Origin of the sequence: Rhodovulum sp. P5, assembly GCF_002079305.1 — a bacterium.
In the GTDB taxonomy this organism is placed as follows: domain Bacteria; phylum Pseudomonadota; class Alphaproteobacteria; order Rhodobacterales; family Rhodobacteraceae; genus Rhodovulum.
This window is the reverse complement of the sequence record NZ_CP015039.1, coordinates 2203864-2228139: the sequence shown is the minus strand read 5'-3', so window position 1 is coordinate 2228139 and position 24276 is coordinate 2203864. Positions and strand designations below refer to the sequence as shown.

General features: G+C 66.3%; 22 protein-coding genes. 14 read left to right on the top strand and 8 right to left on the bottom strand.

Going from position 1 to position 24276, the window contains the following annotated elements; all coding sequences use genetic code 11:
* Positions 1-19: 19 nt before the first annotated feature.
* Together RGUI_RS10855 and bktB are read right to left on the bottom strand one after the other, a co-directional pair.
* Entirely contained in the window at positions 20-2599 is a 2580-nt protein-coding gene (locus RGUI_RS10855; RefSeq protein WP_081533078.1) for a response regulator, read from the bottom strand.
* A gap of 201 nt (positions 2600-2800) precedes the next feature.
* Positions 2801-3976, bottom strand: a complete 1176-nt coding sequence (gene bktB, locus RGUI_RS10850) for a beta-ketothiolase BktB (RefSeq protein ID WP_081533077.1) — start codon at positions 3974-3976, stop codon at positions 2801-2803.
* 472 nt (positions 3977-4448) lie between these two features.
* Between bktB and RGUI_RS10845 the strand changes: the two genes are divergently transcribed.
* Both RGUI_RS10845 and RGUI_RS10840 read left to right on the top strand, forming a co-directional pair.
* Entirely contained in the window at positions 4449-5999 is a 1551-nt protein-coding gene (locus RGUI_RS10845; protein ID WP_081536059.1) for an FAD-dependent monooxygenase, read from the top strand.
* Positions 5996-6193 (top strand): DUF2783 domain-containing protein, encoded by a 198-nt coding sequence (locus tag RGUI_RS10840; RefSeq protein WP_081533076.1) that lies wholly within the window; start codon positions 5996-5998, stop codon positions 6191-6193. The genes RGUI_RS10845 and RGUI_RS10840 overlap by 4 nt, the downstream gene beginning before the upstream one ends.
* Before the next feature lie 312 nt (positions 6194-6505).
* Here RGUI_RS10840 and truB read toward each other — a convergent pair whose 3' ends face one another.
* From truB to rbfA, 3 genes are read right to left on the bottom strand one after another with little or no spacing between them, the layout of a single operon-like run.
* Positions 6506-7411: a tRNA pseudouridine(55) synthase TruB gene (gene truB, locus RGUI_RS10835; protein ID WP_081533075.1), complete on the bottom strand. Its 906-nt coding sequence runs from the start codon at positions 7409-7411 to the stop codon at positions 6506-6508.
* 60 nt (positions 7412-7471) lie between these two features.
* Positions 7472-8215, bottom strand: coding sequence for a phosphodiester glycosidase family protein (locus RGUI_RS10830; RefSeq protein ID WP_081533074.1), 744 nt, complete (start codon positions 8213-8215; stop codon positions 7472-7474).
* A complete protein-coding gene (gene rbfA, locus RGUI_RS10825) occupies positions 8205-8612 on the bottom strand; it encodes a 30S ribosome-binding factor RbfA (RefSeq protein ID WP_156882939.1) in 408 nt (135 codons plus the stop codon). The genes RGUI_RS10830 and rbfA overlap by 11 nt, the downstream gene beginning before the upstream one ends.
* Before the next feature lie 91 nt (positions 8613-8703).
* Here rbfA and dapB point away from each other — a divergent pair, with 91 nt between their 5' ends.
* The 3 genes from dapB (at position 8704) to RGUI_RS10810 (ending at position 10938) form a co-directional block, all read left to right on the top strand.
* On the top strand, positions 8704-9513 hold the full coding sequence (dapB, locus tag RGUI_RS10820) for a 4-hydroxy-tetrahydrodipicolinate reductase (protein WP_081533073.1): 810 nt from the start codon (positions 8704-8706) through the stop codon (positions 9511-9513).
* Positions 9514-9852: 339 nt separating this feature from the next.
* Positions 9853-10449, top strand: coding sequence for a hypothetical protein (locus tag RGUI_RS10815; RefSeq protein WP_081533072.1), 597 nt, complete (start codon positions 9853-9855; stop codon positions 10447-10449).
* 129 nt (positions 10450-10578) lie between these two features.
* Positions 10579-10938, top strand: a complete 360-nt coding sequence (locus RGUI_RS10810) for a dihydrodipicolinate reductase (protein WP_081533071.1) — start codon at positions 10579-10581, stop codon at positions 10936-10938.
* Between the two features lie 3 nt (positions 10939-10941).
* On the opposite strand, the gene RGUI_RS10805 is transcribed toward RGUI_RS10810, so the two are convergent.
* Complete coding sequence (locus RGUI_RS10805) at positions 10942-11121, bottom strand: DUF1674 domain-containing protein (RefSeq protein WP_081533070.1); 180 nt, start codon at positions 11119-11121, stop codon at positions 10942-10944.
* Between the two features lie 45 nt (positions 11122-11166).
* Between RGUI_RS10805 and RGUI_RS10800 the strand changes: the two genes are divergently transcribed.
* The 9 genes from RGUI_RS10800 (at position 11167) to RGUI_RS10760 (ending at position 22768) form a co-directional block, all read left to right on the top strand.
* The gene (locus RGUI_RS10800; protein WP_081533069.1) at positions 11167-12477 is read left to right on the top strand and encodes an RsmB/NOP family class I SAM-dependent RNA methyltransferase; all 1311 of its coding nucleotides are present in this window, start codon (positions 11167-11169) and stop codon (positions 12475-12477) included.
* Positions 12478-12553: 76 nt separating this feature from the next.
* Positions 12554-14296: a heparinase II/III family protein gene (locus RGUI_RS10795; RefSeq protein ID WP_156882938.1), complete on the top strand. Its 1743-nt coding sequence runs from the start codon at positions 12554-12556 to the stop codon at positions 14294-14296.
* 48 nt (positions 14297-14344) lie between these two features.
* The gene (purH, locus tag RGUI_RS10790; RefSeq protein WP_081533068.1) at positions 14345-15934 is read left to right on the top strand and encodes a bifunctional phosphoribosylaminoimidazolecarboxamide formyltransferase/IMP cyclohydrolase; all 1590 of its coding nucleotides are present in this window, start codon (positions 14345-14347) and stop codon (positions 15932-15934) included.
* A 4-nt stretch (positions 15935-15938) separates the two neighbouring features.
* Positions 15939-16409 (top strand): signal peptidase II, encoded by a 471-nt coding sequence (gene lspA / locus RGUI_RS10785; protein ID WP_081533067.1) that lies wholly within the window; start codon positions 15939-15941, stop codon positions 16407-16409.
* Positions 16410-16463: 54 nt separating this feature from the next.
* Entirely contained in the window at positions 16464-16973 is a 510-nt protein-coding gene (locus RGUI_RS10780; RefSeq protein ID WP_081533066.1) for a DUF3035 domain-containing protein, read from the top strand.
* Positions 16974-17060: 87 nt separating this feature from the next.
* Entirely contained in the window at positions 17061-18401 is a 1341-nt protein-coding gene (locus tag RGUI_RS10775) for a pitrilysin family protein (protein ID WP_081533065.1), read from the top strand.
* Positions 18398-19711: a pitrilysin family protein gene (locus RGUI_RS10770; protein ID WP_172841127.1), complete on the top strand. Its 1314-nt coding sequence runs from the start codon at positions 18398-18400 to the stop codon at positions 19709-19711. Before RGUI_RS10775 ends, RGUI_RS10770 begins: the two co-directional genes overlap by 4 nt.
* A gap of 40 nt (positions 19712-19751) precedes the next feature.
* On the top strand, positions 19752-21584 hold the full coding sequence (mutL, locus tag RGUI_RS10765; protein ID WP_081533064.1) for a DNA mismatch repair endonuclease MutL: 1833 nt from the start codon (positions 19752-19754) through the stop codon (positions 21582-21584).
* Positions 21581-22768, top strand: a complete 1188-nt coding sequence (locus RGUI_RS10760) for a DNA recombination protein RmuC (RefSeq protein ID WP_081533063.1) — start codon at positions 21581-21583, stop codon at positions 22766-22768. The genes mutL and RGUI_RS10760 overlap by 4 nt, the downstream gene beginning before the upstream one ends.
* 133 nt (positions 22769-22901) lie before the next feature.
* Here RGUI_RS10760 and RGUI_RS10755 read toward each other — a convergent pair whose 3' ends face one another.
* Complete coding sequence (locus tag RGUI_RS10755; RefSeq protein ID WP_081533062.1) at positions 22902-23558, bottom strand: ChrR family anti-sigma-E factor; 657 nt, start codon at positions 23556-23558, stop codon at positions 22902-22904.
* A 10-nt stretch (positions 23559-23568) separates the two neighbouring features.
* Positions 23569-24117: a sigma-70 family RNA polymerase sigma factor gene (locus tag RGUI_RS10750; protein ID WP_253798244.1), complete on the bottom strand. Its 549-nt coding sequence runs from the start codon at positions 24115-24117 to the stop codon at positions 23569-23571.
* Positions 24118-24276: the final 159 nt, after the last annotated feature.

Here is a 24276-nt window from a genome sequence, read left to right as displayed (position 1 = left end):
GGCCGGCAGGGCCCGGCCGTCAGCCGGCCTGCAATGCCGGTTCGGGCGCAAGCCGCGGCCCGGCGCTTGCCCCGGTGTCCGCAACGTGCAGCGGTGCACAGTCTTCCGGCCGCGCCGCGGCGATCGCGGCCACGATGTCGTTCTTGCGCAGCGGCTTGGTCAGATAGGCGTTCAGCCCGGCCGCCAGAATCTCGTCGGCATCGCCACTCATCGCGTGGGCGGTCAGCGCGACGATCTCGACCGGGGGATCGTCGCCGTCGCTCTCGATCTCGCGAATGCGCCGCGTGGCCGTCTTGCCGTCGCAATGGGGCATCGAGATATCCATCAGGATCAGGTCGGGACGCTCTTCGCAGAAGCGGAACACCGCCTCGTTGCCATCGGTGGCAAAGCGCAAGTCGATGTTCAGGCCCGACAGCATCTTTTCCAGGACCAGCCGGTTGGTCTGGTTGTCCTCTGCCGCAAGCACGCGCATCGTCCTGTCGGAGGAGTCAGCGACCTCCGCGACCGGCGGCTCGATTGCGGCGGGTGCGATCTCTGTAATCGCATCGTAAAGCGTGCGGCGCAGCACCGGTTTTTGCAGGATCATCTTGATGCCGGCCTCTGACGCCTTGTCCCGGTCGGCCATCATCGAGGGGTTCGAGGTCAGCATCAGGATCGGCGCGGCATAGCCCCGGTCCCGCAGGGCCTGTGCAAAGTCGACACCGTCCATGCCGGGCATGCGGTGGTCGGTCACGACGAGGTCGGCCTTGAGCGCATCCTCCATCGCCAGTTCGCCCGCCATGTGGCTGACGACGTTCATCCCGAACTGGCCCAGCTGGCGTTCCAGGATCGTGCGGTTGACCTCCTGGTCGTCAACCACCACGACATTGCGGGCGCCGATGCTGTCGGCGGTCGGTTCGGGTTCGGTCGCCTCGGTCGCCGGCAGCTTGACGCTGAAGCCGAAACAGGACCCCGCCCCTTTTTCCGAGATCAGCCAGATTTCCCCGCCCATCATCTCGACCAGGCGCTTGGTGATCGCAAGGCCCAGCCCGGTGCCTTCGAATTTCCGGTTCTGCTGATCCTCGACCTGGTTGAACTCGCCGAAGACATGCTGCTGCAGATCGTGGGCGATGCCGATGCCGGTATCCTCGACAGTCACGATGATCTGGCGCGATTTCCCGTCAAGATCGTCGAAGCCGACAACGCGCACCAGCACGTGGCCCTCTTCGGTGAACTTCACGGCATTGCCGATCAGGTTGGTCAGGATCTGGCGGATGCGGCCCCGGTCGCCGATGAAATGGGTGGGCAGGAACAGGTCGTAGTCGATGATCATGTCCAGCGCCTTGTCCCGCGCCGGCGCCTGCAAGAGCATCACGACCTCGTGGATCGTGCGTTCCAGGTCGAACGGTTCGGGGTGCAGTTGCAGTTTTTCCGCCTCGATCTTGGAATAGTCGAGCACGTCATTCAGCAGCCCCAGAAGCGCCTCGCCTGAATCGCGGATCGTCTGGGCGTAAAGCCGCTGTTCGTCGGAAAGCGATGTCTCGCACAGAAGTTCCGCCATCCCCACGACACCGTTCATCGGGGTTCGCAGTTCATGGCTCATATTCGCGAGGAAGGCGGATTTGGCGCGGTTCGCCGCTTCGGCCGCGACGCGGGCGCGCTCCAGCGCTTCCTGCTGGCGCTTCTGCTGGGTGATGTCGACGCGCAGGCCGACCAGACCGCCATCGGGGGTGCGCTGTTCGAGGATCCGCAGCCAGCGGCCGTCGCTCAATTCCTGCTCGATCGGGCCGCCGGGGTTGAAATGGCGGTTCATCCGTTCGGACAGCCATTCATCCTCGTGGCCGATTGCCTCTTCGTACTGGCCGCGTTCAAGGCCGAAGCGCAGGATTTCCTCGAACCGGTTGCCGGGAACCAGCGCCTCGGCGCTTTCGGCATAGATTTCCTTGTACCGGTCGTTGCACATCACCAGGCGGTCGTCGTGGTCATAAAGGACGAAGCCGTCCGGCACCGCCTCCACCGCGGCCCACATGCGCATCATGTCGGTAATGTTCGATGACAGGCACACGACGTCACCCGACGGCGCCCGGCGGTCCAGCATCTTGACATAGGTGCCGTCCCAAAGCCGGATCACCTTGGACGGCACCGGGTCCTCGTGCCACCGCGTCAGCATCTTCTCGACCCAGTCATGGGGGTCGTCTTCGCCGATATCGACGATGCCTTCCTCGACGATCAGGCGAATGATCTCGTCATAGCGGATGCCCGGCCGGACATCCTCCAACCCGTCGAAGACCGACAGATAGGCATTGTTGGCGATCACCAGCCTGTCCTTGGAATCGAACAGGGCAAACCCGTCACGCACGGTTTCCAGCGAATCCCACAGCCGTTGCTTGGCCACGTTGAATTCCTTGGAGACGACGGCAAGTTCGGACATCACCTTGCTGTTGCGGCCGCGCAATTCCTCCGCCGTCTGGCGGGTCTGGACGATCTCTTCCGACAGGGAGCGCGCATGTTGGGACAGGCGGCGATTGGCTTCGAAAAGCTCGCGGCTTTTCTGATCGAGCAGTTGTTCCGCCGCAAGGCGGGCGCGCCGTTCCCGGGCAAGTCTTTCTGCTACGTCCATCAACGGAGTCTCCGAGTCGTTTGAAGAGAATTTTCCGTATCGAGGTGAATGGCCGATTAACGGGGGCAGAAAATCGCCACGGCGTCATGGCCTTGCCGGAAACGGGCGTGTGCCCGTTCTGGGGTCAAGGCGCCGATCCGCGTCTCGTCAGACGCGCGTGCCTATCGGTTCGGGGGGCGGCGGGGGCTGCCCTTTGCCCCGTCAAAGACGTTCCAGCGCCAGTGCGATTCCCTGCCCGCCGCCAATGCACATCGTCACCAGCGCACGGCGGCCATCGACCCTGTCCAGTTCGTAAAGCGCCTTGACCGTCAGGATCGCGCCTGTCGCCCCGACCGGGTGGCCGAGCGCGATGGCACCGCCATTGGGGTTCACCCGCGCGGGGTCAAGATCCAGCGCCCGGTTCACCGCCAGCGCCTGCGCGGCGAAGGCCTCGTTGTTCTCGACCACGTCGAAGTCCGCGACCCCCAGCCCGAGCTTGCCGACAAGCGTCTCGACTGCCGGGATCGGACCCAGCCCCATCATGTCGGGGGCGACCCCGGCATGGGCATAGCCCAAAAGGCGCGCGCGGGGTGTCAGCCCCTCCCGCTCTGCCGCGTCTTCGCGGGCAAGGATCAGCGCCGCCGCGCCGTCATTGATCCCGCTGGCATTGCCCGCGGTCACCGTCCCGTCCTTGCGGAAGGCGGGTTTGAGGCCGGCAAGGGCCTCCAGCGTGGCCGCCTTGGGGTGTTCGTCGCGGGTAAAGCTGACCGTTTCGCGCCCGCGTGTGACCTCGACCGGGACGATCTCGCTATCGAAACGGCCTTCGGCAATCGCCCATGCTGCGCGTTCCTGGCTTTGCAGGGCAAAGGCGTCCTGGTCGGCGCGGCTGATGTCGTGCTCGGCGGCCACGTTTTCGGCGGTCACACCCATATGCCCGGTGCCGAAGGGGCAGTTCAGCGCGCCCAGCATCATGTCGGTGGCGGCAGTATCCCCCATCTTCCGGCCAAAGCGGGCCGCGGACAGGATATGGGGCGTGCGGCTCATCGATTCGGCGCCACCGGCCAGCCCGAATTCCGCATCGCCCAGCATCAGCGCCTGCGCCACGGAAACGACCGCCTGGGCCCCCGACCCGCACAGCCGGTTGACGTTCATCGCCGGGCAGGTCTCGGGGATGCCGGCCTCTATCGCGGCCACGCGGGAAAGGTACATGTCCCGCGCCTCGGTATTGATGATGTGGCCGAAGGCGACATGCCCAACCCGGTCGCCTTTCAGCTTGGCCCGTGCCAGCGCGGCCTTGGACACGATCCGTGCCAGTTCGATGGGCGGGACGCCGGAAAGGCTGCCCCCGAAGGCGCCGATGGCGGTGCGTGCGCCGCCGAGGATGACGATACCGGTCATGACTGTTCTCCTCCCGGTCTGCCTGTCCGATGCTGCGGCCACTTTTGCGCGGTCTGGTTGCGTTGACCAGATGCGATTTCGGCGCGGCGCCCGGTCCGAACCGGCGGAGCGGTGCCCGGTGCCGGAGGGCCCCTGCCGCGGTGGCCGGCCCTCTCGCACAGCGGTTGTGCAATGCTTGGCCAAAAGCACAGAAAAAAAGCGGTTGCAGCGGCTGACCGACTGACAGAGGTTAATATATGGGAGAAGGACAACAAAAAGAACGCTGGGGGAGACGCGATGGCCTGTGACCCCGCCCAGACCGCGGGAGGCCGTGTTCTAGTCAGGGCGCATTCGTCAATCCGGTGCTGCGAGTGGGCGGCCCGGTCTGACGGACGACGCGGCAAGCGGTTAAGACTGTCCGCGCTCCGTGGGTTTTCTTGCGGCGCCGGTCGCGCTAAAGCGCACGGCAGCCTGCATGGCGGGAGATTGCCTGATGCCCTATGACCACAAGACGTTCCCCTACGTGGCGCCCCCGGGCCTGACCGGACAGGAGCCGCGCCACAAGGTGATCGTCGTGGGGGCCGGGCCGGTCGGGCTGTCCATCGCGCTGGACCTTGCCGGTCGGGGCATTCCGTCCGTCGTGCTGGACGATGGCAATACGGTCGCCGCGGGGTCCCGCGCCATCGGCTGGTCGCGGCGCAGCCTGCACCTGTTCGACCGTCTGGGTATCGCCGACAAGGTTCTTGAGAAGGCCGTCCCGTGGAGCATCGGCCGCGTCTGCCATGGCGATGACGAGGTCTGCGACTTCGACCTGGAGAGCGAACCGGGCAATCGCCTGCCCGTCTTCGCCAATCTCCAGCAATATTATGTCGAGGAGTTTCTGGCCGAACGTGCCCTGGCCGAGCCCCTGATCGATCTGCGCTTCCGCAACCGCGCGACGTCGGTCGATGACACCGGGGACGAAGCCCATGTGACGGTGCGCACGCCCGACGGGCGCTATGGCCTTTCGGCGGAGTATGTGCTGGCCTGCGATGGCGCGCGGTCCACGATGCGGGCGATCCTCGATCTCGATTTCGAGGGCGAGATGTACGAGGAGCGGTTCCTCATCGCCGATATCGAGATGGCCGCCGACTTTCCGGCCGAACGCTGGTTCTGGTTCGACCCGACCTTCCATGACGGGCAGTCGGCGTTGTTGCAGCGGCAGGCCGACAATATCTATCGGCTCGATCTGCAACTGGGCCCCGATGCCGATGCCGCGCAAGAGGCCAGGCCTGAAAACGTCATCCCGCGGATCGAAAAGCTGGTCGGCCCGGATTTCGAGCTGGAATGGGTCAGCGTCTACAAGTTCCAGTGCCGGCGGCTGCACAACTTCGTCCATGGCCGGGTGATCTTTCTGGGCGATTCCGCGCATCTTGTGCCGCCTTATGGGGCACGGGGCGGCAATGGCGGGTTGCAGGATGTCGAGAATCTCGGCTGGAAACTGGCCGCGGTTCTGGACGGGCGCGCGCCCGAACGCCTGATCGACAGCTATGACCGGGAACGGGTGCAGGCGGCCGAGGCCGATATCCGGCAATCCACCGCCGCGGCACGGTTCATCACGCCCGCCGCCGGGGTGGAGCGGCTGTTCCGCGATCAGGTGCTGGGTCTGGCGCGCAAGGCGGATTTCGCGCGCGGCTGGGTCAATTCCGGCCGCCTGTCCCATGGCTGCGTCTATGACAGCGCCGGCCCCGACGATGCCCTGCTGCCGCCGATGACACGGCCCGGTGCCGTCGTGCCGGACGTGCCCCAGGGCAATGGCTGGCTGTTCGACCGGCTGGGCGAGGATGTCACGCTGCTGGCGCTGAACGGTCCCGCACCCAAGGGCGTGCCGGTGCCCTGCCTTGAGATGGCCGTGACCGACAAGGTCCGGGCCCAGTTCCTTGGCGATGCGCCGCGGGCGCTCTACCTTCTGCGGCCCGACCGGGTGATCGCCGCGCGTTGGGTGGAGTGTGACGCCGCACAGGTCAACGCGGCCCTGGCGGAACTGTGGGAGGGGCGGCTGTGAAGCTCATCACGACCCCCAACCTTGATGACCATGACGGGTTCTATACCGAGCTTCTGAGCGCCCATCGGGGCCTGAGCGAGGCGGAAAGCCATGCGCTGAACGCCCAGTTGATCCTGATCCTCGCCAACCATATCGGCGACCGCGAGGTGCTGAGCGAGGCGCTGGAGTTGGCCAATCCCCGGCGCAAGCTCTGACCCGGTCAAGGGCAATGGCCTTTGGCTTGATTTTCTAACCGACTGGGCGTTTCGGCATGGTCTGACCATGCGCGGAGTCAAGGCCGCAAGGCCGCCGCGCCATCGACGGGCCGACCCCACGGCCCGGCGATCTGGTGAAGCCGGCGCTCCGCTCGCACGTCCGCCGAACATTGCCCGATAAAGTGGGCAACTCTTCCGTTGGATCGCCACGCCTCGGCCCGTCGATGGCACGGCTCCCCGATCCACTGAGAATGTCGCGGGTCCGAAGTGGAACAGGGGAAGTGGAACAGGGAGAGTCAGGCGCCCCGGCACTTACCCGTTGAACACCCGGCTGGGATGCAATTCCCCCGCCTTGTAGACGCCAACCGCCACGGCCTGCCCGTCGAAGGATGCCCAGGCCTCCTCGCCATATTCCGCCTCGGAACTCAGGACGATGCCGGGGTTGCCGTTGCGCAGCCGTGTCGCGCCTTCCGGTGTGGTCGGCAGTTCCGGCAGATCGGCCAGCCCTTCTTCCAGCGGGCGCAGATAGGCGTCGATCTCCGGTGTCCGGGCAAGTTCTTCGATCAGGTCCATGCCTATGCCGTCCTCTGCGTCGAACGGGCCGGACCACACGCGCCGAAGGCTTTCGACATGGCCGAGGCATCCCAGCGCTTCCCCAAGATCGCGCGCGATGGAGCGCACATAGCCACCCTTGCCGCAGACCATTTCAAGCTCGACATGATCGGCATCGGGCCGCGCGACCATCTCAAGGCTGTCGACATAAAGCGGGCGCGCTGCGATCTCGACCTCTTCGCCCGCGCGGGCCAGGGCATAGGCGCGTTCCCCGTCGATCTTGACGGCGGAAAACTTCGGCGGGATCTGGTCGATATCGCCAACGAAGGCGGGCAGCGCGGCGGCGATATCCGCATCCGTCGGGCGCTTGTCCGAGGTCGCGATGACCTCCCCCTCTGCATCGTCGGTATTGGTCGCCGCGCCGAGGCGGACGGTGAACCTATAGGCCTTCAGCGCATCGGTGATATAGGGCACGGTCTTCGTCGCCTCGCCCAGCGCGATGGCCAGAACGCCCGTCGCCGCGGGGTCGAGCGTGCCGGCATGGCCCGCCTTCTTCGCCTGAAAGGCCCAGCGCACCTTGTTGACCACGGCGTTCGAGGTCAGCCCCGCGGGCTTGTCCACGACCAGCCACCCCGAAATGTCGCGTCCCTTCCGGCTGCGTCCCACTCTTCTCGCTCCACCTGTGATCTTGTGAGGCTGGCGTGCTACCGAACCCGCCGGGCGCCGTCAACTCGGGCTGTGCGCCACCACGCCCACCATCGGGCCCATCGGCAGGCCGAGATCGAAGCGGCCGAGGTCGGGCGCGTAAAGCTTGGAGACCTTGCCGTCGAGGTACAGCGCATTCGGCGTCTTCAACACGTCGCGGAACAGCCGCCCGAATTCGTGGAAGGTGACGCGCCGGTCGGATATCGCGAAATGCACGATCCCGGCGTCGTCCACACCCACACCGTTGCGGACATAGCGCGAGGTGCTGTCCACCAGAAACCGGGGATGAAGCGCGCCGTCGATCACCAGCATCGGCCCCGATTGCGTCGCATCGCGGCAGGCGGGCGGATCCGCAACATAGGTGCGGGTTTCGATCACGCGGGCCGATCCATCGTTTAGGCAGAGGATACCATTGGGCAGCAGCCCGAAATTGCCCGGCCCGGCGGAGGCGACCGCGCGCGCCTGCGGCTCTCCGCCCTCGATATACAAACCCACAGGCCTGCGGTCGGGGTGGTACATGCCCGCATTCATCGCAAAGGCCAGCCTCAGCCCCTGTTTGGCCAGCACCGACTGAAGCTGTGCGAAGGTGCCGATCACCCTGCCATCGGGGTCAAGCCGGAACAGCCGCAGATCGCTGAGGGTCGGGTCGAAGCTGCACACGGCATAGCCGCGCCCCTCATGGGTCATGTCTCGACAAGATGCGGATGCCACGACCGGAAGCAGAGTCGCAGCGGCAAGCGCGATGAGAAACGCCCTAGGCCCCATCCGCTTCCGGATCGGCAAGGTCGCGCGCCACGTCATCCTGTGCCAACAGGCGGCGGGTTTCATCCATCTGGTCGAAGGTCTGGTCCAGCGCAAAGCGCAATTCCGGCGAGAATTTCAGGGTCAGCTTCTTCGACACCATCCGGCGCAATTCGCCCTTGTTGCGGCGCAGCGCCTCCAGCGCGTCCTCGGCCCCGCGTCCGCCAAGCGGCAGGATGAACGCCGTGGCGACCTTGAGGTCGGGAGAGGTGCGGACCTCGCCCACGGTGATCGACATCCGGTTCAACTCCGGGTCGTGCACGTCGCCGCGGGCCAGAACCTCGGACAAGGTACGACGGATAAGCTCGCCGACGCGAAGCTGACGCTGGGAGGGGGCTGACGATCTGGACATGCCGTGCATCTAGGTCATGGGCGCCGTTTGCACAAGCGGGACCTTTGCCAAGCCTCGCGCTTGGGGTTAGACACGGGCGACATCTTGCAAGGAGAGAACGATGGTCAATCTGCCGGGGATCGTGATCATGGGCGTGTCGGGCCGCATGGGCCGGATGCTGGTGCAGACCGTCGTCAAGGGCGGGCATGCCCGGCTTGTCGGTGCCGTCGAACGCGCAGGGCACCCGTGGGTCGGCCGCGATCTGGGCGAGGCGATGGGCGGCCCGCATATGGGGCTGAAGGTCACCGACGACGCCATCGAGGTGATCGCCCAGGCGCAGGCCGTGATCGATTTCACAACGCCCGAGGCAACGGTGGCCACCGCCACGCTGACCGCGCAGGCCCGCGCCGTGCATGTGATCGGCACCACCGGCTTTTCCGCGGAGCAGTTGCAAAAGCTCAAGGCCGCCGCGCGCCATGCGGTGATCGTGCGGGCCGGCAATATGAGCCTTGGGGTGAACCTGCTGGCGCAACTGGCGCGCAAGGTGGCCGCCGCGCTGGACGAGGATTTCGATATCGAGGTTGTCGAGGCGCATCATCGCCACAAGGTCGACGCGCCGTCGGGCACCGCGCTGATGTTGGGAGAGGCCGCGGCGGAGGGGCGCGGCGTCGCGCTGGATGAAGTGGCGGATCGTGGCCGGGACGGGATCACCGGCGAACGGGTGCGGGGGGCCATTGGCTTCTCTGCCATCCGGGGCGGCGATGTGGTGGGTGAACATGACGTGATCTTCGCCGGCGAAGGCGAGCGGATCGTGCTGCGCCACATCGCGACCGACCGCGCGATCTTTGCCCGCGGCGCGGTCAAGGCCGCGCTTTGGGGGCAAGATCAGAAGCCCGGCGAATATGACATGGTGGATGTGCTGGGCCTCTAGCGGACTGCTGCAAAAGCACAGGGCATGCACCTGAGGTCGAGAGCGTTCGGAACATCGTCCCGGCGCTGGTCCGGGCGCGGCTCTTGTTGCCTTGCTCGATCATTGCTCACAACGAACGGTTTTGTATTGCGATGACGGGATTTCCAGTTCTCTAGCAGCCTGCTAGGGCAGCCAAGCGCGTCGATTATTTGCGCAAAATTCTTGCGGGCGTCGTCGTCTGCATGCCGCAACAGGGCGCTGCCCCGGTGCCCGATATGGCGTGGCTGTCTTTTGTTGACAGGTCCCGGGCGATGTGGTCGCATCCGAAGTTGTAATGGTTCTAGGGGGAGTTAATTTCAGATGCGCCTGTCTTTCATAGCTGCATGTGCCTTCGCACTTTCGTCGTCCGTAGCGTCCGCCACTGTCCTTGATTTCGGGCAGGGACCAAGCGAGCTTCCGAGGTTTCAGTATTATGACGAGGACGGTTTCGTTTTCGGATCCTACACGCCTTCGGAAACGTTCATCACGGCGGTCGACCAGTCGTCGAACACCAATTTCAATGGCTTCGCGCGCGACGGGGGGCGGGTTCTCAGCCTGCAAAGCGATGGGGAACTGCTGCTTTATGTCGAAGGCGGCACATTCGACTTCAGCTCCGTGCGGATCGCCGTCAGTTCCGGTTTCTTCGGCGGGGTGACTTTCGAAGGCTGGCTTGCGGGAGGCGGGCAGATTACCCGGACACTGACAGAGCCCGTTGTGAACGATCCCGGCGCGCAAGTGGTTACCTTTTCCGGTTTTGACAATCTTACCGGTCTGCTGATCACGGTGCCGGAATCCACCTTCGCGATCATGGACGACTTCGTGGTTGAAGAGGTCTCGCGGGTTCCCGTCCCGCTGTCGGCCGCGCTGCTCTTGACCGGGCTGGGGTCGCTGATCGTTCGCCGCAAGGTGCAGGGCTGACGCGCGGGCCGCGGGTGCGGCGCTAAACCCACGTGTCCCAAGGGCGGCAGGGGCGGTCTGCGGGCAGAAGTCATCCGGATCGGCGCGCGGAACGTATCCCTCCGCGAGGGAACATTCCGGAGTTGTCGAATGCGCTTTGTCTGCACAACCGCCCTTGCCGGCCTGATCGCAACGGCCGCACCTGCCGCTGCCGAGGGATTTCGCGATGTCGACAGCCGTTCAGGCTTCGTCAGCCTTGTCGAAGGCAGGAAACTGACCCGATTGGGTGTGAAACTGACCGTCACGCCGGGCGGGCAGATCGCCGGGCGCGCCTTCGGCAAACCGGTTGTCGGGGATTGGTCATGGAAGGGCGGCTATTTCTGCCGTGACCTGAACTTCGGAGACGAGGACCTCGGCTACAACTGCCAGCTTGTGCAGGTGCGTGGGCAGACCGTTCGGTTCACCTCGGATCGCGGTGCCGGGCGCCATGCAGATTTGCGGCTGAACTGACCGTCAGAAATCGACGGCGATCCCCTTCTTCTCCCAGTCGCCGTAGCGTACGGGTTCGGGGCCGTCGCGGCCGCCAAGCTCTGTCGGCATGTCCACGGCCTCGGCCTTCTTGCGGCGTTCCTCTGCCTCTTGCAGCGCGCGGATCGCGGCGGGGGGCAGGTCCTTGCGGGAAGTGTCGGTCATGACGGCTCCTTGCCGGTTCTGGACGGTTGATATACGGCAGGGTGCATGTCTGACAAGCGGGACAAGAAACAGGGCGCAGGCCCCGACCGGGTGCGCGGCGCGGCGCTGGGTCTAATCCTGTGCGTGCTGGAAGATGCGCGGACCATCGCGGAACTGGGCGGGGAGGACGGGCCGCTGGCGTTGCTTGCCCCGGCGGAGCGGGCCGCGGCGCAGCGTCTGGCGGTCGCCACGCTGCGCCACATGGACCGGGCCGATGCCATCCTGAAACCCCATCTGCGCAGGCCCCCCCGGGGCGCGGTGCGGGCGATCCTGCGTCTGGCCACGGTCGAGATGCTGCAGGACGGCGCCGCACCCCACGGCGTGGTCAATGCCGCGGTCGGGCTGGCGCGCGCCGATCGTGGCACGGTATCGTTCGCCGGTCTGGTCAACGCGGTGTTGCGCAAGGTGGCCGAGACCCCGGCCGAGGCCTGGGCCGCCCAGCCGCCCCAGCGTTTGCCCGGCTGGCTGCGCGGCCGGCTTGACAGTGCATGGGGCCGGGCCGCGGTGACGGGCATCGAGGCCGCCCATGCCGCGGGCGCGCCATTGGACCTGACCCCGAAAGACGGCGATACGGCGGCGCTTGCCGCCCGGGTCGGGGGCCGGGCACTGCCCACCGGCTCGGTACGGTTGACCGGGCCGGTCCAGGTCTCCGCCCTGCCGGGTTATGAAACCGGCGACTGGTGGGTGCAGGATGCCGCCGCCGCCCTGCCGGCAAAACTCCTCGCCCCTCAGCGCGGAGAACGGGTGCTGGATCTGTGCGCCGCGCCCGGGGGCAAGACCATGCAGCTTGCCGCCGCGGGGGCGACGGTCACGTCCCTCGATATCTCTGATCAGCGTATGGCGCGGGTGGAGGAAAACCTGGCCCGCACCGACCTGTCCGCCGATCTGGTGGTCGCCGATGCGCTGGACTGGATGCCCGCTGAACCGTTTGAGGCGATCCTGCTGGATGCGCCCTGTTCGGCGACCGGCACGATCCGCCGCCATCCCGACCTGCCCTTTGCCAAGACCGCCGCGGCGATCAAGCCGTTGTTCGCGATGCAGGCCCGGATGATCGATGCCGCCCTTGCCATGCTGGCGCCGGGCGGGCGGCTGGTCTTCTGCACCTGTTCCCTTTTGCCCGAAGAGGGGGAGGGCCAGATCGCCGCCGCGCTGGAACGCCACCCGGACCTGTCGGTTGAGGCGCTGGCGGCCGACTGGATCGAACCGGGCTGGCACGCTGCCGGGGGCGGGCTGCGCCTGCGCCCCGATTTCTGGCCTGATCTGGGTGGGATGGATGGCTTTTTCGTAGCCGGCCTGCGCAAGGCCCCGGTCGGCTGATCCGCTTGGCCGGTGACAGGGGGCGGACCGCTGGCTATGCTGCATCCGTACCCGCCAGAAAGGCAGACAGGCCGGAATGTCAGGCGCTTTCGACAGCATGCTCCCGGAGCGGGGGCCGTTCATCTGGCTGAACCGGCTTCGGGCCCGGCTTGACACGCTTTCGGCGCCAGAGACGACCCTGACATGGCAGCCCGCGCCGCGCTGGCCCGGCAATTTCGACCGGGGGAAACTGCTGTGCGAGGGTCGGTTCCAGCTGCGCGACCGGGTGGTGGACATTCCCGGCGCCTCGATCTGGGACCTTCCGCAAGAGGACCCGGAAATCCGAAACGCGCTCCACGGGTTCGTATGGCTTGACGATCTCGCCGCCGTGGCCGATGGCCCGGCCCGCAGGCGCGCCCGGGACTGGACCCATGACTGGGTTTCACGCTACGGGCGCGGGCCTGACCGGTCGCCGGAGGAGACGGGCCGGCGGCTTATGCATCTGCTGCCCCATGCCGGGCCCATTCTGGGCCTGTCGGATGCGGCGCACTCCCGCGCGCTTTTGCGGGCGCTGGGCCAGCAGGCCCGGTTCCTCGCCCGGCGCTGGTCGTCGGCCCCGCCCGGCCGGCCGCGGTTTACGGCGCTGGCCGGTCTGATCCGCGCGGCGCTGTCCCTGTCGGCGGCCGGTGACCATCTGGGCGCCGCGCTGGCGGCCATCGGGGCGCATTGCGATGAGGTCATCGACGATGCCGGCGGTCTGCCCACGCGTAACCCCGAAGACTTGCTGGAGGTCTTCATTCTGCTGACCATGACGGCCGCGACCCTGACAGAGGCCGGGCAAGACCCGGGCGCGGCCCTTCAGGACGGGATTGCCCGGATCGCGCCCACCTTGCGCGCCTTGCGGCATGCGGACGGCGCGCTGGCGCGTTTCCACGGCGGCGACTGCGGCGGGGAAGGGGTGCTGGACCGCGCGCTGGCCGATGCACGTATCCGGCCGACGGCGCGGCCCGGACTGGCGATGGGCTATGCCCGGCTGGCCGCGGGGCGGACCACGGTGATCGTCGATGCCGCGCAACCGCCCGCCCCGGCGATGTCGGAAAATGCCCATGCCTCGACCCTTGCGTTTGAACTGACCTCGGGCCGGCGTCCGGTGATCGTCAACTGGGGGGCGGGTCACCTGTTCGGGGCGGACTGGCATCGTGCCGGGCGGGCCACGCCGTCCCATTCCACGCTGGCGATCGAGGGGTATTCGTCCTCTCGCCTTGGTCCTGTGCGGCGGCGGGGCGCGCCAGCCCTGCTGATCGAACGGCCGGGCACCGTGGTCGCGCGGCAGGAAGCGGGTCTTGGCGGGCACAGCCTGACCGTCTGGCATGATGGCTATTCCGGCACGCACGGCCTGACCCATGTGCGCCAGTTGCTGATGGCGCGGGACGGCAGAAGCCTGGGCGGCGAGGATACGCTTGCCGCCTTTTCCGACCCCGAACGCGAGGTCTTCGAACGGATGCGCGCGCGCATGCCGAACGGTTGGCTGCCGTTCACGATCCGCTTTCACCTGCACCCCGATGTCGCGGCCCGGCGCGACCCCAAGGGTGCGGCCGTGGCCCTGACCCTGAAAAGCGGCGAGACGTGGATATTCCGCCACGACGGCGCGGCGAAACTGGCGCTGGAGCCGGGCGTCTATCTGGACCCGCGGCAGACGGAGCCGCGCGCGACGAAACAGGTCGTTCTCTCTGCCGACGCGATGGATTATGCGAGCGTCATCAAATGGAGTCTGGCCAAGACGCCGGGAAGCCTGCGCCCGCCGCGCGATCTTGACCGCGACGACCATCTCGGTGATTAAGCGGCCTTCCGGCCCAGACCCGACGACGAAACTGCAAAGGACGACCCGATGACCGATCTTGTGCCCGTGCGCCGCGCGCTGATTTCCGTATCTGACAAGACGGGGCTGGAGGACCTTGGCAAGGCCCTCGTGGCGCGGGGGGTGGAACTCTTGTCCACCGGTGGCACGGCGCGCGCCCTGCGCGAGGCCGGGCTGGGCGTGATCGACGTGTCCGAGGTCACCGGTTTTCCGGAGATGATGGACGGCCGGGTCAAGACGCTGCACCCGATGGTGCATGGCGGGCTTCTGGCGCTGCGCGACAACCCCGACCATCAGGCGGCGATGGAAAGCCACGGGATCGGCGCCATCGACCTGCTGGTCGTGAACCTTTACCCGTTCGAGGCGACGGTGGCCAAGGGCGCGGACTATGACGACTGCATCGAGAACATCGACATCGGCGGGCCGGCGATGATCCGGGCGGCGGCCAAGAACCATGCCTTCGTGAACGTGGTCGTGGATACCGAAGACTACGCCGCCCTTCTGGCAGAGCTTGACGCGCAGGACGGGGCGACCTCGCTTTCCTTCCGCAAGCGTCTGGCCCAGATCGCCTATGCCCGCACGGCCGCCTATGATGCCGCTGTGTCCACATGGATGGCCGGGGCCATCGGGGAACCCGCGCCGCGCCGCCGTGCCTTTGCCGGGACGCTGGCGCAGACCCTGCGCTATGGCGAGAACCCGCACCAGTCGGCGGCGTTCTATACCGATGGGTCGAACCGCCCGGGCGTTGCGACGGCGACCCAGTGGCAAGGCAAGGAGCTGTCCTACAACAACATCAACGACACCGACGCGGCCTTTGAGCTGGTCAGCGAGTTTCTGCCCGCCGACGGCCCCGCCTGCGCGATCATCAAGCACGCCAATCCCTGCGGTGTGGCCCGCGCCGATACGCTGGAGGCTGCCTATCGCAGGGCGTTCGATTGCGACCGGACCTCGGCCTTTGGCGGGATCGTCGCGCTGAACATGAAGCTGGACGAGGCGACCGCCCACGCGATTACCGAGATCTTCACCGAGGTCGTGATCGCCCCCGCCGCCGATGATGCGGCCAAGGAGGTCTTCGCCAGGAAGAAGAACCTGCGGCTGTTGACGACCGATGGCCTTGCCAACCCGGCCGAGCCGGGGCTGACCTTCCGGCAGGTCTCTGGCGGGCTGCTTGTGCAGGACAAGGACAACGGGCGCATCACGGCGGATGATCTGAAGGTGGTGACGAAGCGCGCGCCGAGCGCGGCAGAGATCGCCGATCTGCTGTTTGCCTGGACCGTCGCTAAGCATGTCAAATCGAACGCCATCGTCTATGTGAAGGACGGCGCCACCGTGGGGGTCGGCGCGGGGCAGATGAGCCGCGTGGATTCCACCCGCATCGCTGCGCGCAAGTCGATGGACATGGCCGAGGTGCTGGAGCTTTCCGCACCGCTGACCAAGGGTTCGGTCGTTGCCTCTGACGCGTTCTTCCCGTTCCCCGATGGCCTGCTGACCGCGGCCGAGGCCGGGGCGACGGCGGTGATCCAGCCCGGCGGGTCGATGCGCGATGACGAGGTGATCGCCGCCGCGGACGAGGCTGGGCTGGCCATGGTCTTTTCCGGCATGCGGCATTTCCGGCACTAGGGGGATGCGCGCGCTCTGGCTGACGGCGGGCGTGGTGTTCGCGCTCGACCAGATTTCCAAGCTTTACGTGGTTTGGGGGCTTGGGCTGGCGGACGCGCTGCGCATGGATATCTGGCCGCCCTACCTGACCTTTCGCATGGCGTGGAACCGGGGCGTGAATTTCGGCCTGCTGTCCAGCGACGGGGATTTGGGCCGCTGGGTCCTGATCGGCGTATCGCTGGCGATTTCGGCGGCGGTTCTGATCTGGATGTTGCGCGGTCGGCATCGGGGCGTTGCGCTGATCGCGGCCGGGTGCCTGATCGGGGGCGCGCTGGGCAATGTTGTCGACCGGCTGGTCTATGGGGCCGTGGCCGATTTCCTGAACATGTCCTGCTGCGGTATCGACAACCCCTATGCCTTCAACGTCGCCGACATCGCGATCTTCGCAGGCGCGCTGGGGCTTGTCGCCTTCACGGGGGACGAGAAGACCCCGTGACGCCGCGTGCAAGCTGCGGTAAAGAGGTCCGAAACGGGCAAAGGACGTGATGGCATGGCATCCATGCGGTTCTGGATATCGGGCATGCTTCTGGCGACGGTCGTGGCCGGATGCAGCAAGGGCGATCCGCAACTGATGAATGTCCGGGCCTCCAACAGGACCCCGGACGAGTTCTCCGTTCTGCCCAACAAGCCGATCGAGATGCCCAAGGATTTCGCGCAGCTTCCGCTGCCGACGCCGGGCGCGCCGAACCGTGTCGACCCGACGCCAGAGGCCGACGCCATTGCCGCGCTGGGCGGAAATGCGGCCCGGGGTGTGCGGGGCGATCAGGGCCTGATCAGCCATGTGACGCGCTATGGCGTCAGTCCGTCGATCCGGCAGACGCTGGCCGAGGAAGACCTGGATTATCGCCGCCGCCACGACGGCCGGCTGCTGGAACGTCTGTTCAACGTGAACGTCTATTTCAGCGCCTATGCCAAGCAGTCGCTGGACCAGCACGCGGAACTGGAACGCTGGCGGCAGGTCGGCGTGCGCAATGTCGGGGCCCCGCCCGCGTCGGACTAGGTGCCTCACATCTTCGTGCCGGGCGTTGAAAACGGTTGGGCCGGGCGTAGCTTGCCGCCAAAGATACTCCCCGGGAGGTTACTGCCGATGATCCGCCTTGCGCTAGGTTTCCTGATCCTGCTGACGCTGCCGGCCCGTGCCGACAAGGTCACCGATTTCACGCTGGACAACGGCATGCAGGTCGTCGTGATCGAGGATCACCGCGCCCCCGTCGTGGTGAACATGGTCTGGTACAGGGTGGGCGCCGCGGATGAGCCGCCGGGGAAATCCGGCATCGCCCATTTCCTTGAACACCTGATGTTCAAGGGGACCGACGATATCGGGCCGGGCGAGTTCTCCTCCATCGTGAAGGGCAATGGCGGGTCGGACAACGCCTTCACCTCGTGGGACTACACCGCCTATTTCCAGCGTGTCGCGGCCGACCGTCTGGACCTGATGATGGAGCTTGAGGCCGACCGGATGCGCGATCTGCGCCTTGCCGAAAATGATGTCCTGACTGAACGGAGCGTCATCCTGGAAGAGCGCAACACCCGGACGGAAAACAGCCCCGGCGCCCTCTTCAACGAGGAACGCAAGGCCGTCCAGTACCTCAACCACCCCTACCGAATCCCGATCATCGGCTGGAAGCACGAGATGGAGGGGCTGACCAAGGGCGATGCGCTGTCGTTTTACAGGACCTTCTACGCGCCCAATAATGCCATCCTCGTGGTTGCCGGCGATGTGACACCCGAGGATGTGCGCGCCCTTGCCGAAACCCGTTTTGGCGCGCTAGAGCCCACCGCCGATCTGCCGGACCGGATGCGCCCGCAGGAACCTCCGCAGCGTGCGGAACGGCGCGTGATGTTTCAGGACGCCCGGGTCGGCCAACCCTATGTGATCCGCAGCTACCTGGCGCCGGAGCGCGACCCGGGCGACCAGAAGACCGCCGCCGCCCTGACCTATCTGGCAGAGATCCTTGGTGGCGAGGGCGCGACATCGGTTCTGGGCGCCAAGCTGCAATTCGACGCGAATGTCGCGCTTTACACGGCGGCGTTTTACAGTGCGGTGTCGCTCGACGACACGACCTTTGGCGTGATCGCGGTGCCCGCGCCCGATGTCAGCTTGCAGGAGGCCGAAGACGCCCTTGACGCGGCGCTGGCGGAGTTCCTGCAAGAGGGGATCGACCTTGATCTGTTCGCCAGTATCAAGACGCAGCTCCACGCCGCGGAAATATATGCCCGCGACGATATTCAGGGGCTCGCGCGTCGCTATGGGGCGGCGCTGACCTCTGGCCTGACGGTCGAAGATGTGCAGGCATGGCCCACCATCCTGCAAGAAGTCACGCCCGAAGACGTGATGGCCGCCGCGCGGATGGTTCTGAACCGTGACAACGCGGTGACGGGCTGGCTGCAACGCCCGGCGGATGACGTGGCGGAGGTGACGCAATGATCCGGGTTGTTCTATCGCTTGCCCTGGCCGTGATGCTGGCCGTCCCCGCCCGCGCGGCGGTGGACATACAGAAGGTCACCTCGCCCGGCGGGGTCGAGGCGTGGCTGGTCGAAAGCCACGAGATTCCCTTCGTCGCGCTGGAGATCCGTTTTCGGGGCGGGGCGAGCCTGGATGCGCCCGGCAAGCGCGGGGCGATCAACCTGATGACCGCGCTTCTGGAAGAAGGCTCCGGCGATCTGGATGCCCGCGCCTTCGCCCGGGCGCGTGACGCGCTGGCCGCCAGTTTCAGCTTCGATGTCGGACCCGATGCGCTGAGCGTTTCGGTGAAGATGCTGACCGAGAACCGGGACGAAGCGGTGGCACTGTTGCGCGATGCCCTGCTGTCGCCACGGTTCGACGACGACGCGGTCGAACGGGTGCGCAGTCAGGTGATCGCGGGGATCCAGTCCGACAAGAAAGACCCCGACGCGATCGCGAGCGAAACCTTCAACCGCCTTGCCTTTGGCGACCATCCCTATGGCAGTTCCAGCGACGGGACGGAGGAGAGCGTTGCCGCGCTGACCCGCGCCGATCTGGTGGACGCCCATGAACGGGTGCTCGCGCGCGACCGGCTGTTCGTCTCGGCCGTGGGCGACATCACGGCCGAGGAACTGGGGGCGCTGCTTGATACGCTGCTGGCCGATCTGCCAGAGACGGGCGCGCCGATGCCGGGCAAGGCCGAATTCGCGCTGCCGGGCGGTGTGACGGTGGAGCAGTTCGACACGCCGCAATCGGTGGCTGTCTTCGGGCAAAAGGGGATGGAGCGGGACGATCCCGACTATTTCGCCGCCTATGTGATGAACGAGATCCTTGGCGCGGGCAGCTTTGAATCGCGTCTGATGAAGGAGGTCCGGGTCAAGCGCGGGCTGACCTATGGTGTCTATTCCTACCTCTATCCGCGGGACCATGCGCCGCTTGTCTATGGTCGTGTCGCGTCGGCCAACGAACGGATCGCCGAGGCGGTACAGGTGATCCGTGACGAATGGCGCAAGATGGCCGAAGACGGTGCGACCGAGGAAGAGCTTGAAGATGCCAAGACCTATCTGACCGGTGCCTATCCGCTGCGCTTCGACGGCAACGCCAAGATCGCGCGCATCCTTGTCGGCATGCAGATGGAGGGGTTGGGCATCGACTATGTCGAGACCCGCAACGACAATATCCGCGCCGTGACGCTGGACGATGTAAAACGCGTGGCGGCAGAGTTGCTGGACCCCGAGGGATTGCACTTCATCGTGGTCGGCCAGCCCGAGGGGCTGACCGGGACGAACTAAACCTTGGCGAGTCGGGGAAGGGCGTGCTATCCCTTGTGGCATGAACTCCCCCAACCGCAACATAAGCGCCGACCCCCCACCGATACGTCAGCTTGACGATGCCGCGGCCAACCGGATCGCGGCGGGCGAAGTGGTCGAACGCCCGGCCTCTGCGGTCAAGGAACTGGTGGAAAACGCGCTTGATGCCGGGGCGCGGCGGGTCGAGGTCGCCTATGCCCATGGCGGCAAGACGTTGATCCGGGTCACCGATGACGGGCATGGCATCCGGGCCAGCGATCTGCCGCTGGCGCTGGCCCGCCATGCGACGTCCAAGATCGACGGGTCCGACCTTCTGAACATCCACAGCTTCGGCTTCCGGGGGGAGGCGCTGCCCTCCCTTGGCGCGGTGGGCCGGTTGACCATCATCAGCCGCGTGGCGGGGGCAGAGGCCGCGCAGATCGCGGTGACCGGTGGAAAGATCGGGCCGGTGACCCCCGCGGCGCTGACCCGCGGCACGGTGGTAGAGTTGCGCGATCTGTTCCACGCCACGCCCGCGCGGCTGAAATTCCTCCGATCCGACCGGGCGGAGGCGCAGGCCATCGGCGACGTGGTCAAGCGCCTTGCCATGGCCGAACCGACGGTGGCCTTCACCCTGCGCGATGTCTCCGACGGTGGCGAGGGGCGGGTGGTGTTCCGGGCGGATGCGGAATCGGGTGATCTGTTCGATGCGTTGGCCGGGCGGCTTGCCCGGGTGATGGGGCGGGAGTTCACCGACAATGCGCTCAGGATCGAGGCCGAGCGTGATGATCATGCCCTGATCGGCTATGCCGCGCTGCCGACCTATTCCCGCGGTTCGGCCGTTGCGCAATACCTGTTCGTCAACGGTCGCCCGGTGCGGGACAAGCTGATGATCGGGGCCTTGCGTGCGGCCTATGCCGATTTCCTGTCACGCGACCGGCACCCCGCCGCGGCGCTGTTCGTGGACTGCGATCCCCACCGGGTCGATGTCAACGTGCACCCGGCAAAGGCCGAGGTCCGGTTTCGCGAGGCCGGGATCGTGCGCGGGCTGATCGTGTCGGCCCTGCGCCACGCGCTGGCAGAGGCCGGGCATCGGGCGTCGACCACCGTGGCCGGGGCCACGCTGGGGGCGATGCGGCCCGAACAGGCCGCGCCGCGCCCCTACCAGATGGATCGCCCCTCGCCCCGGGCGATTTCGGCCGCCTATGCCGCACAGGCCCCCGCCCCCCTGTCGCCGGGTCTGGCAGAGCCGTCCGCCCGCTTCGAACCGGCAGCACCGGAGCCGGAGGCCGAGGCGCTGCCGCTGGGCGCGGCCCGCGCGCAGGTACATGAAAACTACATCATCGCGCAGACCGAAACGGGCATGGTCATCGTCGATCAGCACGCCGCGCATGAGCGGCTGGTCTATGAACGGCTGAAGCGCCAGATGGCCGAAAACGGCGTCGCGGCGCAGGCCCTGCTGATCCCCGAGATCGTGGAATTGTCGGACGACGACTGCGCGCGCCTGCTGGACCACGCCGCCGATCTGTCCCGGCTGGGGCTGACTGTCGAACCCTTCGGCCCCGGCGCGATCGCCGTGCGCGAAACCCCCGCACTGCTGGGAGAGGTCAATGCGACGGCGCTGATCCGCGATATCCTCGACGAACTGGCAGACCTTGGGGAAAGCCAGACGCTGCAGGCCCGGATCGAGGCGATCCTGTCCCGCGTGGCCTGCCACGGCTCGATCCGTTCGGGCCGGCGGATGCGAGTGGACGAGATGAACGCCCTGTTGCGCGAGATGGAGGCGACGCCCCATTCCGGCCAGTGCAACCACGGCCGGCCGACCTACGTCGAACTGCGGCTTGCCGATATCGAGCGGCTGTTTGGACGCACATGAGAGACGCTTGGGCGCAGGTCCGCGACTGGATACTGGCGCAACGCTGGGACGACCCGCTGGTCCTGGCCAGCCTTGGCGGCGCGGCGCTGGCGCTTCTGGTGCTGATCCTTCTGATCCTCGCCGTCCGGCGGGCGGGGCGGTCGGCGGATCTGGCCGAACCGCTGATCTACCAGATGGACCAACTGGCCCGCCGGGTCGAGGCGCTGGGCGAGGGTCAGCACCGGCTGGCGGGTGGCCTGACCCATGTGTCCGAGGCGCAGGCCGCCGCGCAGGCCAACATGCTGAGACTGATGGAAAGCCGTCTGGCGCAGGTTTCCGACCAGATGAACCGCAATCTTGAGGGCGCGTCCCGCCGGACGGCGCTGTCTTTGGGGGAGTTGCAGCAGCGTCTGGCGACCATCGACCGGGCACAGGCCAATATCGAGAAACTGTCGGGCGACGTGCTGGGCCTGCAAGACATCCTGTCGAACAAGCAGACCCGCGGCGCCTTTGGCGAGATCCAGTTGAACGACATCGTTGCCAAGGCCCTGCCGCCGGACAGCTACCGGTTTCAGGTGACGCTGTCGAACGGCAAGCGGGCCGATTGCCTGATCGACCTGCCCAATCCGCCGGGGCCCATAGTGGTCGACGCGAAGTTCCCGCTGGAGGGGTACGAGGCGCTGCGCCGCGCCGAAACCCAGTGGGAGGTCAGCGAGGCGGCGAAGCTGATGAAATCCTCTGTCCGCGCACATATCCGGGCGATTTCCGAGAAGTATATTCTGGATGGAGAAACGGCGGACGGCGCATTGATGTTCCTGCCGTCCGAGGCCGTCTATGCCGAGTTGCACGCCAACTTCCCCGATCTCGTGCGGGCAGGCTTCGCGGCGCGGGTGTGGATCGTGTCGCCCACCACCTGCATGGCGACGCTGACCACGATGCGGGCGATCCTGAAAGATGCGCGGATGCGGGAGCAGGCGGGCGCCATAAGGCAGACCCTGCGCCAGCTTCACCGGGATGTGGAACTGGTGGTGGAACGGGTGGACAAGCTGAACACCCATTTCAGACAGGCGCGCGCGGATCTGGAGGGGATCGGCGTCGCCGCCGAGCGGGCCGGAAAGCGCGCGGCGCGACTGGACACGCTGGATTTCGAGGATCTGGAGGAGGACGGGCCCCCGGTTCTGCGCCTTGGCGGCGCGGCAGAGTAGTCAGGCCCGCACGATACGGGCGCGTATGCGCTCCGCGGCTTTTCCAACGTCCCGAAAAAACAGGCCCCGGGCCAAGGCCCGGGGCGCGGCGGTTGCGAGACGCAGGGACAGACGTCGCGCCACAGCCGGATGGTCAGATCCCAAGGAACGGCTGCGCGATGCGCGGCAACAACCCGTGGAACTTCAGCGGCGCATCGGTTGCCACAAGGCAGATGCAGTCCGCGCCGGGGGCGGCGACGGGTGTGTGGTCAAGCTCTTCATTCGCCACTTCAACGTCGCCGCGGCCGAAATACCCGTCCGCATCCTCGAATGCCCCTTGCAGGACCAGCGTCATTTCCGTGCCGTTGTGGCCGTGTTCGGGCATCGGCACACCGGCCGGGATGTAGAGCAGCCGTGCCGTCGCCTCTTTCGACGTGGGCAGGATCGCCTGACGCACCTTGCCGCCGACCGACTTCCACCGCACGGTGTCCGCATCGCCACCCAGATAATCACGCAACGGACCGGGGAAGATGCCCGCCGGGCCGGGCGCGACGCGTTCGATCCGCTCCTCAACCGGCATGTCGGCAATCAGTTGCATCGTGGCTGCGAAGCTGTCGTCGGACATTTCGCAAACCGGATCCTCGTCAAGCACCGCGCCACCGACGGCTTCGAATTCCGCCAGTCTTGCGCGACAGTCGTCGCACATGGACACATGGCTTGCCACGACCAGATTGAAGGCCTCGGGCAGATTGCCTGCCGCATAACCCATCAGCATCTCGTCGGTCAGATGATGTTTGATCTCACTCGTCATTGCCGTCTCTTCACTTCATTTCGTGGCGCAACCGTTCCAGCGCCAACCGTATCCTCGACTTGATCGTCCCGAGCGGGAGCCCGGTTTCCGCGGCGATCTCGCTATGCGACAACTCGCCAAAGTAGGCCCGCTCGATCAGAACCCTCTGGTTTTCGGGCAGGGCGGCCAGCGCCTTGCCCAGAATTTCGCTCTCCTGTTGCAGGGCAACGGCCTCTGCCTGGTCCGGCTCATGCTTCGGGCCCCAAGGCAGGTCCTCGGGCTCGGGCCGCTTCTGCTTGCGCAAGGCGTCGATCTTCTTGTTCCGGGCGATGGTGAATATCCACGTCGCCACGCTAGCCCGCTCTGGGTCGAACAGATGTGCCTTGCGCCAGACCGTTGCCATCACCTCCTGCGCACATTCCTCTGCCAGGGCCGCATCGGCCCCAGACTTCATCAAGAACGCCTTCACGCGCGGCGCGAAATGCCGAAAGAGCTCGGCAAAGGCGCCTTGATCCTTCCGTTCGCGCACATGTTCGATGCAAACCAACCAGCGTGCATCGGGCGTAACCTCTTCCTTCACGACGTCTGCCTTCGATTGCCGGACACGATTCTGATGCCCAACAAGATAGGCCCGATCCTTCGGGGCTCCATCCATTTGATCGATGGCTTTGATGCCGTCCAACATATCCGTGATACGCGATGTACCGGGGATCGGATCACCGCCAGTCGAGAAAAATTC